Origin of the sequence: Pseudomonas sp. PS02290 (assembly GCF_029960075.1) — a bacterium.
Lineage (GTDB): Bacteria > Pseudomonadota > Gammaproteobacteria > Pseudomonadales > Pseudomonadaceae > Aquipseudomonas.
The window spans coordinates 1-10640 of the sequence record NZ_JASCOY010000132.1 but is presented as its reverse complement, the minus strand read 5'-3'; the positions used below and the strand labels follow the sequence as shown (position 1 = coordinate 10640).

The 10640-nt window shown below is 62.5% G+C and carries 8 protein-coding genes; 3 read left to right on the top strand and 5 right to left on the bottom strand.

The genetic code is table 11. The annotated features are described in order from the left end of the window. Nucleotides 1-319 precede the first annotated feature (319 nt). The 3 genes from QMX88_RS27130 (at nt 320) to QMX88_RS27120 (ending at nt 4236) form a co-directional block, all read left to right on the top strand. Nucleotides 320-1753, top strand: coding sequence for an NAD-dependent succinate-semialdehyde dehydrogenase (locus QMX88_RS27130; RefSeq protein ID WP_282373349.1), 1434 nt, complete (start codon nt 320-322; stop codon nt 1751-1753). Nucleotides 1754-2042: 289 nt separating this feature from the next. Then, a complete protein-coding gene (locus QMX88_RS27125; RefSeq protein WP_282373348.1) occupies nt 2043-3512 on the top strand; it encodes an MFS transporter in 1470 nt (489 codons plus the stop codon). Nucleotides 3513-3648: 136 nt separating this feature from the next. Beyond that, nucleotides 3649-4236: a LysE family translocator gene (locus QMX88_RS27120; protein WP_282373347.1), complete on the top strand. Its 588-nt coding sequence runs from the start codon at nt 3649-3651 to the stop codon at nt 4234-4236. Nucleotides 4237-4268: 32 nt separating this feature from the next. Here QMX88_RS27120 and QMX88_RS27115 read toward each other — a convergent pair whose 3' ends face one another. The 5 genes from QMX88_RS27115 to QMX88_RS27095 form a co-directional block, all read right to left on the bottom strand. Continuing rightward, a complete protein-coding gene (locus QMX88_RS27115; RefSeq protein ID WP_282373346.1) occupies nt 4269-5102 on the bottom strand; it encodes an AraC family transcriptional regulator in 834 nt (277 codons plus the stop codon). 6 nt (nt 5103-5108) lie between these two features. Continuing rightward, nucleotides 5109-6752, bottom strand: a complete 1644-nt coding sequence (locus tag QMX88_RS27110) for a phosphoethanolamine transferase (protein WP_282373345.1) — start codon at nt 6750-6752, stop codon at nt 5109-5111. A gap of 225 nt (nt 6753-6977) precedes the next feature. Next, a complete protein-coding gene (locus tag QMX88_RS27105; RefSeq protein ID WP_282373344.1) occupies nt 6978-7718 on the bottom strand; it encodes a substrate-binding periplasmic protein in 741 nt (246 codons plus the stop codon). Between the two features lie 15 nt (nt 7719-7733). After that, nucleotides 7734-9104 carry a GGDEF domain-containing protein gene (locus QMX88_RS27100; RefSeq protein ID WP_282373343.1) on the bottom strand — a complete coding sequence of 457 codons (1371 nt, stop codon included), beginning with the start codon at nt 9102-9104 and terminating at the stop codon, nt 7734-7736. Between the two features lie 2 nt (nt 9105-9106). After that, nucleotides 9107-9904 carry a substrate-binding periplasmic protein gene (locus QMX88_RS27095; RefSeq protein WP_282373342.1) on the bottom strand — a complete coding sequence of 266 codons (798 nt, stop codon included), beginning with the start codon at nt 9902-9904 and terminating at the stop codon, nt 9107-9109. Nucleotides 9905-10640 lie beyond the last annotated feature (736 nt).

Here is a 10640-nt window from a genome sequence, read left to right as displayed (position 1 = left end):
GAACCAACCGGCCCCTTCCCGGCTAAAGCCGGTCCCACTAAATGCATTGCATGCATCCAGCAGGATTGGCGTCGACTGTAGGACCGGCTTTAGCCGGGAAGCCCTTGATCTGCTTTTGATCTTGATCTTCATACACAAGAGGCTCAGTCACCGCCAATCGCGAGTTTCATGTTCAGCGCCATTGAAAACGGCCTCGTCCGTCCCTATCTCTGAGGATGTCCCGCAACCGACCCAATCCGATCGCGAGCGGCGCGCATCCGGCAGGTTTAGCGCGCCTTTCTTCCCTTCGCCTCCCCGCGAGGCGCATCCGGAGTTCCCCATGTACCCAGACGTTCAGCTGTTCATCGATGGTCAATGGCGTGCCAGCTCAGACGGCCGCACCCTCGATGTCATCAACCCCGCCGACGGCGAAACCCTCGGCACCGTGGCCCACGCCGACATCGCCGATCTGGACCAGGCGCTGGCAGCGGCCGAACGCGGCTTTGAAACGTGGCGCAGCACCCCGGCCTACGACCGCTACAAAATCATGCAAAAGGCCGCCAATCTGCTGCGCGATCGCGTCGATCACATCGCCAACATCATGACCCAGGAACAGGGCAAGCCCCTGGCCGAGGCGCGCATGGAAACCCTGTCCGCCGCCGACATCATTGACTGGCTCGCCGAAGAAGGCCGCCGCGCCTACGGCCGTCTGGTGCCATCGCGCAACGTCTCGGTCGAGCAGAAAGTCATCAAGGAACCGGTCGGCCCGGTGGCGGCGTTCACGCCGTGGAACTTTCCGATCAACCAAGTGGTGCGCAAGCTGTCGTCGGCGCTGGCGGCCGGCTGCTCGATCATCGTCAAGGCCCCGGAAGAAACCCCGGCGTCGCCTGCCGAACTGGTCCGTGCGTTCGTCGATGCCGGCGTTCCGGCCGGCGTCATCGGCCTGGTATACGGCGACCCTGCGCAGATTTCCAGCTACCTGATCGCGCACCCGACCATCAAGAAAGTCACTTTCACCGGCTCGACCCCGGTGGGCAAGCAGCTGGCAGCGCTGGCGGGTCAGCACATGAAGCGCGCGACCATGGAACTCGGCGGCCACGCCCCGGCGCTGGTGTTCGACGACGCCGATATCGACCTGGCCGCGCGCACGCTGGCCGGCGCCAAGTTCCGCAACGCCGGGCAGGTCTGCGTGTCACCCACGCGGATTCTGGTCCAGCGCGGGGTGTTCGATGAATTCGTCGAGAAGTTCGTCGGCCATACCCACGAGCTGAAAGTCGGCAACGGCCTGGAGCAGGGCGTGACCATGGGTCCGGTGGCCAACGAGCGTCGTATTCCGGCGTTGAATGCGCTGATCAAGGACGCCAGCGACAAGGGCGCCAAGGTCCACGTCGGCGGCAAGGCTATAGAAGGGCCAGGCTACTTCTTCCAGCCCACGGTTATCAGCGGGCTGACCACCGAAATGCGCATCATGAACGAAGAACCGTTCGGCCCGGTGGCGCTGCTGGTGCCGTTCGACACGGTCGAGGATGCCGTCAAGGAATCCAACCGCGTGCCGTTCGGTTTGGCGTCGTATGCGTTTACCTCATCGATGAAAACCACCCACATCCTCAGCACCCGCATCGAAGCCGGCATGCTGTCGATCAACCACCAGGGCATCGGCCTGGTGGAAGTGCCCTTCGGCGGCATCAAGGATTCCGGCTACGGGTCCGAGGGCGGCACCGAAGCGATCGAGGCCTACCTGAACACCAAGCTGGTGACGGTGTTCAACGTTTAACGTCACGCAGCCGCGTTCAAAAAAGAAACCCACCGTTTGGTGGGTTTTTTTTAGGTTGTCGCGGGTGCCGCGGGTGACTGCTTTTAGTGGGACCGGCTTTAGGCGGGAAGGCGCCGGTACGAGCACCCTCATTGTTGAGTCGGGGACAGATTGATTTACGGTGAAGCGTTGTAAATAAATCAGTCCCCTTATCTATCCCTCATCTATCCGCCACATCACCCCCGCTGAACTCCCACGCCCCCCGCGAACTCTGAACCCACAGATCACTTCCGATCCACGGGGAAGACTCATGGCGATCAGCAGCGTGCAGGCAGTAGCGGCAGACCCCAAAGGCGCAGTGTTTGAAACGGACCTGCCGGCCCGGCTCGATCGTCTGCCGTGGGGCCGGTTTCATACGTTGCTGGTCTTTGCGCTGGGCATCACCTGGCTGCTCGACGGTCTGGAAGTGACCCTGGCGGGCTCGGTGTCCGGGGCGCTGAAAGACAGCCCGGTCCTGCACCTGACCAACGCCGACATCGGCCTGGCCGGCGCCGCCTATGTCTGCGGCGCGGTGCTGGGGGCGTTGTTCTTTGGCTGGCTGACCGACCGGCTGGGCCGGCGCAAACTGTTCTTCATCACCCTCGCGCTGTACATCACCGCGACCGCCGCCACGGCGTTTTCTTTCAGCGTCTGGAGTTTCCTGCTGTTCCGGTTCCTTACCGGGATGGGCATCGGCGGCGAGTACACGGCGATCAACTCGACCATCCAGGAATTCACGCCCGCACGGTTTCGCGGCTGGGTCGATCTGACCATCAACGGCACCTTCTGGATCGGCGCGGCCTTGGGCGCGGTCGGCTCCATCGTCCTCCTGGACGCCTCCTGGGTCGGCGCGGACATGGGCTGGCGCCTGTGTTTCGGCATCGGCGCGGTGCTCGGTCTGATCATTCTGCTGATGCGCCTGTGGCTGCCGGAAAGTCCGCGCTGGTTGCTGATTCACGGCCAGGGTGAAGAGGCGAGGGTGATCGTGGAAGGCATCGAAGAGCGCCTGCGCCGTCAGGGCCACGACCTCTCCGCGCCAACGGGTCCACCCTTGCGTCTGCACGCCCGGGACCACACGCCGCTGAAAGAGATTTTCCACACGCTGTTCAACACCTACCGCCGCCGCGCGCTGGTGGGCCTGACGCTGCTGACCGCCCAGGCGTTTTTCTACAACGCGATTTTCTTTACCTACGCCCTGGTGCTGACCGAGTTCTATCAGGTGCCGTCGGCGTCGATCGGCTGGTACGTGCTGCCCCTGGCGCTGGGCAACTTCTGCGGACCCTTGCTGCTGGGCCGGCTGTTCGATGTGGTGGGGCGGCGGGTGATGATCAGCCTGACCTACGCCGTGTCCGGGGTCCTGCTGACCATTAGCGGCTATCTGTTTCAGCAGGGCGTTCTGGATGTCACGCAACAAGCCATCGCCTGGATGATCATTTTCTTCTTCGCCTCGGCAGCGGCCAGTTCGGCCTATCTGACCGTCGCCGAAACCTTCCCGCTGGAGATCCGCGCGCTGGCGATTGCGGTGTTCTATGCATTCGGCACGGCGCTGGGCGGCATCGTCGGCCCGACCCTGTTCGGCCAGTTGATCGACACCCATGAGCGGGGCCCGGTGTTCTTCGGCTATCTGATCGGTGCGGCGTTGATGTTGCTGGCCGCCGTGGTGCAGGCGATCTGGGGCGTGGCCTCGGAAGGCAAATCCCTGGAAGAAGTGGCGCGGCCCTTGTCCCAGGCCCACGACTGACCCAAGCCCACGACTGAACCCTGAACCCTGAACACTGAACCAGGCACACCGTCGGCGATTGGTCAGTTTTGTTCAATCGCCGGCTCATGCGCCCTTCGTACACTCACCCCACAGTCAATGAAGGGTGACACGTGCAATGAATCTGATGATTTCCATGGCGGCGTTCGCACTGGCCGCGTCCATATCGCCGGGGCCGGTGAACGTTGTGGCGCTCAGCTCGGGCGCGCAGTTCGGTCTGGTCGCGAGCCTGCGCCATGTGCTCGGCGCGACGGTGGGCTTTGTCGTCCTGCTGATGTTCACCGGATTCGGCCTGCACGAGGTGCTGCAGCGCTACCCGATGCTGACCGAAATCATTCGCTGGGCCGGGGTAGCGTTTCTGCTCTATCTGGCGTGGAAACTGGCCATGGACGACGGCCGCCTTAATGTTGCCAAGCCGACCCGCGAGCCATCCTTTTTGCACGGCGCGGCGATGCAGTGGCTGAACCCGAAAGCCTGGCTGGCGGCGGTGGCGGGGATGGGCGCGTTTGTGGCCGATGGCGAGGCGCGACTGATCGGTCTGTTTGCGTTGATCTACTTCGTCGTGTGCTACCTGTCGGTGGCGTGCTGGGCCTACGCCGGTGCTTTTCTCGGCCCTTACTTGCGCAGCCCTCGTCGCATCCGCGTGTTCAACCGCAGCATGGCGGCGCTCCTGGCAGGCTGCGCGGTGTCGCTGTTTTACGTCTGAGCCCGTTCAGGTCCGGGCGAGCGAAAGTCTGATCACGGCTTGTACTGACCCGGCGTCACGGCCAGATGCTTTTTGAACGCCCGCTGAAAATGCGCCTGATCGGCAAAGCCACTCTGCTGCGCGATGTCGGCGATGGGCTCGCCGCTGCGCAATTGCGCCTGGCCGTGCTGGATGCGCCGGTTGACCAGCCAGGCGTGGGGTGTCATGTGGTAATGCTGCTCGAACGCGCGAATCAAGTAGGCCTCGGACAAGTTCGCCACCGCGCATAAATCCTCGAGCCGAATCGGTTGCAGGTAATGCGCATCGATGTACCGCGCCGCGCGCTCGACCTTGGGATTGGGCTGTCTTGGCGTCAGCGTCGAGCCGCCCAAACGCTGTTCGACCAGGCTGAAAAAACCGACAGCGGCCTCCTGTTTTGCCAGCGTATCGAGCTGCGAATCCACCAGCCGCCGATGCAAGTCGAGCAAGCCTTTGAACAACAGCGGGTCACGACTGTGGGTGGCCGGATACCCGCGAAACACGCCCCCGTTGTTGACCCCGCAATCCCGCTGAAGCGCGCCCAGCCATTGCACGTTCACGTACAGCATCAGGTAGGACCACGGCTGATCGTCGATGGGGTTGCAGGCGTGGACCTCGCCAGGGTTCATCACCACAACGGTGCCGGCGGCGATGGTCTGGGTGGTTTTCTCGTGCAGGTACGTGCTTTGCCCGGCGGTGATTGCGCCGATGGAAAACACTTCATGGGAATGACGGGAATAACAGACCTTGCGTCCGTCGTCGATGGAGCGCGCTTCAATGAACGGCAGCTGCGCGTCCCGCCAGAACACCGGTTTATCAGGCTGTATCACCGGGTTCTGGCAGGTCATTTCAACTCATCCCTTGTTGCGTTTGCAGCTGTGAAAGAGGTCCAGCGCCGGCTGGTATTCCGTGCTGGTAATGCCGAGCAAGCCTAGCACCGAATGAAACATGTAGTCATGGCTCAGGTCCGGCTGGTCTTGCCTGGCCGCCAGGCACGTGCGATCGACGCCGGCGTCTTCCAGGGTCGAGTGGCCAAACCACATCACCATCGGCACATGGGTCTGGGCCGTCGGTGCGATGGCGTACGGCGCGGCGTGCAGGTAGATGCCGTTTTCGCCGAGGGACTCGCCGTGGTCCGACACGTAGATCATCGACGCATCGACCTTGTCCTGGTTGCGCTTGAGCAGTTCGATGGTCTGGGACAGGAAGTGATCGGTGTAAAGAATAGTGTTGTCGTAGACGTTTTTCAGCTCGTCGGAGGTGCAGCTGCCCAACTGATTGGTGTGGCAGACGGGCGTGAAGCGTTCGAGCGTCTTGGGGTAGCGATCGTAGTATTCCGGGCCGTGGCTGCCATCGGAATGGAGCACGATGATGGTGTTGTCCTGCAGCGAGTCGATGTATTCCTGCAAGCCCACCAGCAGGGATTCGTCGAGGCAGTTCTTGCCATCACAGAACGGGCTCGGCTGGTTTTTCGGGATATCGCTGTGGGGCACGCGCAGGCAGGTGCCTTTGCAGTCGCTGTTGTTATCGAGCCACAGCACTTTCAGACCGGCGCGCTGAAGCATGTCCAGCAGACCCTCGTAGGTCTTGCCCTTTTTGTCGCTGTAATCGGTGCGCGGAAACTTCGAAAACATGCACGGCACTGACACGGCGGTGGAGGTACCGCACGAGGCCACGTGGGTGAAGTTGAGAATGTCCTGCTTCTTCAGTTCCGGGTTGGTTTCCCGCCCGTAACCGTTGAGGGAGAAGTGGTCGGCCCGTGCCGTTTCACCGACAACGAAGATCATCAGGCTCTTTTTCGGCCGCTGTTGTGCCTGGGGGCTGAGCGCCGCGTCGGCGCCGACGGTCTGGATTTTCAGCGTCTCTTTGATGGCGACGGTCTGCTTGGTCAGCTTGCCGATGGCGTAAATGTAATTGGTCGGGTTGATGAAGTGGGTGAGCTTGTCTTCATCGCGAAAGATCGGCGCATAGGTCGAGTAGAAGGGGCCGACGGCAGCGGCGATCACCAGCAAACAGCCGATGCAGACAAGCACTTTGTTGACCAGCCCGGGCAGCACGCGGCGGTAGGTCACCGGCACCCACCAGATCAGCGCGATCGGCAGCACGCCGAGCAGGCCCAGGTAGAGAAACAGCTTGCCGCTCAACAGGGCCTCGGCCTCGCCGGGATTGGTCTCCAGCACGTTCTGCATCATCGTCGTGTCGATGCTGATGCCGTAGGTGTTCATGAAATACGCGGCGCCGGCCGAGCACAGCGCCACCAGACTCAGCGCCGGCTTGAGCGTCGGGCGAAACGAAAAGGGTGTGAGCAGCAGGGTGATTGCGGCCCACAGCAGGAAGGCAAATGACACATAGAACGCGATGGCTTTGACGCCCTGCAATTGCGCCAGATCAACCAGTGCGCGCCAGGTCGCCAAGTTGTAGAACACCACCAGACACAGGGAAAACAGCATCACCAGACGAGTAGACGTGACCGGTTTGACCATCGGATTCATTTCCATATAAGGGGCCGCGCAGTGCCTGGGGTGCGGGTGCAACAGGCATTTCCATCCGTGGGGCCGAGACGTCAGACTGAGTCAGTCAATGGCTGCCGGGAGGGGAGGCGGGACAGACCGCGCGGAGTTTTCCAAAACGATTGTGAAGGCTTTGTGAAATCCCCGAGCCGCTGATTTCCGGGGCATGAAAAGCAGTTTTGCAGGCCGGGGTGGGCTTGCGACTTATTGCTGTCACTGCCCGGCGATGACCCTGTCCACCGTGCCGTCCTGTTTGAGTCGGGCGAAGGCGGCGGTGATTCGTTGCACCGTCTCGTCCGGGGTGCTGGCGCTGAGGGCGACGTACAGACCTTTGGACAGTTCGTCGAGGGTGAAGACGCTTTCCAGGTCCTCGAAGGCAATGTGCAGATCGGCGCATTGTTCCCGCGCCTCGCGCTCGGGCATGGGAATCAGCTCGACCTGGCCGCTGATGAGTTTGCGCAGGTTGTCGAGGTTATTGGCCGACACAACCATCCTGCTGAACCCCTTGCCTTCCAGGTATTGCTGGCGCGAATCGTCGCGCACCACGCCGACGGTGTAATGACTGGCGTCCTGCAAGTCCTTGACCCGCACATCGCCGCGCTTGCGCAGTTTGTAGAACGACGGCATGACGTGTTCCAGCTCGCCGACCCACTTGAACAGCCCTTCGCGCGCACTGCTGCGGATCATCGGGTAGATCAGCACGTTCGCTTCCAGCTGCGCGATGTCGTAGGCCCGCGCCCAGGGGTACAGCGCCATGTGGTAATCGGTGATGCCGGCGTTGGCGAGGGTCAGCTCGACCACTTCACTGGCGACCCCGACCACCTTGTCGCCGTCGAGTGCGCTGTAGGAGGAGTCTTCGGTCACCACTTGCAACGTCGCGGCGCCAGCGTTCAGGCACACGAAAAACATCAAGAAAGTGACCAGAACGCTGCACTGACGATGAATTGTTCCCATGGCATTCCTCTCGGTTCAGATCACACAGCGGTCCCGGCCCTGGCTTTTCGCCCGGTACAGCGCCCGGTCGGCACTCTGCAGCAGTTGATCGAAGTGCTCCATGTTCGCCGGGTCGAGCTCGGCCACGCCGATGCTCAAGGTCACGAAAGGCGAGACCGGTGAAGCGCTGTGTACCAGTTGTTGCCGGGCCAGCAGCCCGCGCAGGCGATCGGCCGAGGCCAGTGCCTGTTGCTCATCCTGGCCCGGCAGCAGCACGGCGAACTCTTCGCCGCCGAGCCGCGCCACCAGTTCGCCGGAGCGCGAAAACAGCGCGCTCATGGCCAGCGCCACGTCGCGCAGGCATTGATCGCCCCGGGCATGGCCGTAGGTGTCGTTGTAAAGCTTGAAGAAATCGATGTCGCACATCAGCACCGACAGCGGCTGGCGATGACGCAAGGCGCGGTTGAATTCCAGCTCCTTGAGCTCGTCGAAATGCCGGCGGTTGGCCAGGCCCGTGAGCGGATCGAAGCGGGTCAGCGCTTCCAGTCGCGTATTGGCGGCCTTGAGCTGTGCGGTGCGCTGCTCGACCAGTTCGGCGAGCTGGTCGCGGCTGGCGGCGAGGGTGACTTCATCGCGCGCCTGACGCTCCAGGTGCGCGGCCAGTTTGTCCTGCAGGTCATTGACGCCCGCTTCGAGCAGGTCGAGTTCGTCGCCGGCCTTGCCGCGTCGCTCAAGCGTCAGGTGCGTCTTGAGGTTGAGCGGTGTCAGGTGTTCGAGGTGGCGGGCAATGCGCCGCACGTGCAGGGTCACCGAGCGGTTGAACATCCCCATGATCAGCCCGGCGAGCGCCAGGGACTGGATGATCTGGGTGAGCATGATGACCGCGACTTCTTTCCACAGGCGTCTCCACAGCAGGCTCTCGTCGCCTTCGATGGTCAGCTCGCCGACCACCTCGCTGGCGCCGGGGTAGGGCGCAATCGTCAGCTGCCGATGCAACGCCGGGGCGAGGATCGAGCCGGTGTGGCCGGGGTGTTGGTGTTCCAGAATCTCGGGGGCGCGACCGGGCCGCAGGATCGTCAGCTGAACCCGGCCCACCGGCGCCGCCGTGGCCACGCTGTCGATCTGGGTCTGCAGCGCCTGATCATCCATCTCCCACACGGCTTTTGACAGCGTGCCCTGGAACACCTGATCGATCAGGCTCAGCTCGGCGTTCATGTTCGCCAGATTGGTGTTCCAGGCGAACCAGGTGCGCACCAGCACCGTTGCGGCGGTGAACAGCATGCAGAACGCCAGCGTCGCCAGCACCAGACGCCGTGCCAGCGAACCGTTGCGCTGTCCGGTGCGCTGCCCGTTGCGAGGGTCCGGGCGGGTGTCGCCGGGCGGGTCGGAAGGGGTGTCGAACGGCATGCTCATTGCCACTTGCGCGCGATGGCGTCGTAGGTGCCGTTGGCGCGAATGGTCTCAAGGGCTTTCTGAAACAGCTGCACCGTGGCGTCGGGCGTGCCGATGCTGAACGCCATGTTGAAGCCGCCGGCTTCTTCCAGCTCTTTTATGCGCAGGGATTGCACCAGCGTCCGGGTGGGGTCATCGCCGACCTGCCGGGCGAGGTAGTAAGCGTTGAGCTCGTCGGAAATCCACAGGTCGACATGGCCGGTCTGCAGCTTCTGGTAATTGAATTCGTAGCGGTTGCTCGATTGCAGCTGATGGCCGATCTCGAACGCGCGCGCCATCAGGTACTGCTCGCCGACGTCTTCGTTGACCGTCGCGGTTTGCCAGTCTCTCGCATCGTCCACGCTCAGCAGCGAGACGGGATGGCTGGCAGACGAATACAGAAACCAGCGCGACGCGGCGATGGTGCCGACCCACTTGAACAGCCGCTCGCGCTCGGCGGTGCGGGTGATGGAGTAGATCAACACATTGGGCGTGTGCAGCGCCAGGTCATAGGCCCGCGCCCAGGGCATGGATTGAATGGAGGCCTGCACATTGACCTCCTTCAACACCGCCTGGACCACCTCGGTGCTCATGCCGGTGAGCCCCCCGTCGCGGGTCATGTTATAGGGCGGGAGTTCTTCGGTGACCACATGGATCTCGACACGGGCCGCGTTCGAGTTAATCGATTCAGCTCCCGACGCGCCAGAGCCCACGCACAACAACAGCGCCACACAGAGTGCGCTGCCCAGTGTGTGAATGAGCGAATGGAATGTCATCGATAACTACCTCATGGGGTGCAGAAGCGACAGATTCCGGGCCGTGAACACCCCGGCACAACCGTCACCGACTGCCTTGCACACCGGGATATCGGCTGAATAATCCGTCACTTGAGACGGCATCCTGCCGGTCATCCTAACAGCTTGAATGGACGAGGCCGGGTTCCCCGACAGCCGCGGACAACTTCACACAAACTCCCTGATCGCCAGACCAGGCACATCGCGCGCCAGCCACCGACCTCCACTGCCCGGACTGGCCTTTTCCCGGCTGAAGCCGGTCCCACTAAAAAGCTGCGGGCAGTCCAAAAATGCCGGCGCCTGCGATGGCCTCTTCCCGGCTAAAGCCGGTCCTACAAGAACACCGCGTGCAGTCAGTGGGACCGGCTTTAGCCGGGAATGCACGCGGAGCGTCCCAGGATGCATCCCCATGCAGAGCGTGGGGACGATCATCCACGGCACCGCATTCCCCCGTAGGACCGGCTTCAGCCGGGAAGCCGTTGATCTGCTGTTGATCTGCTTTTGATCTGCTTTTGATCTGCTTTTGATCTCGCTTTTGATCTTCGTACACAAAAGGTCCAGACACCGCCCAACGCGACTTTGGTGCAGGCCGAACGCAGACGACGCGGAGTGGGCCGAGCGGCATGGATGCCGCGAGAGCGCCGCTAGGACATGGATGTCCGTTCGGCGCGGGCCCACGGAGCGTCGTCGGAGAGAGGGAACCCTGACGAAGGAAGGG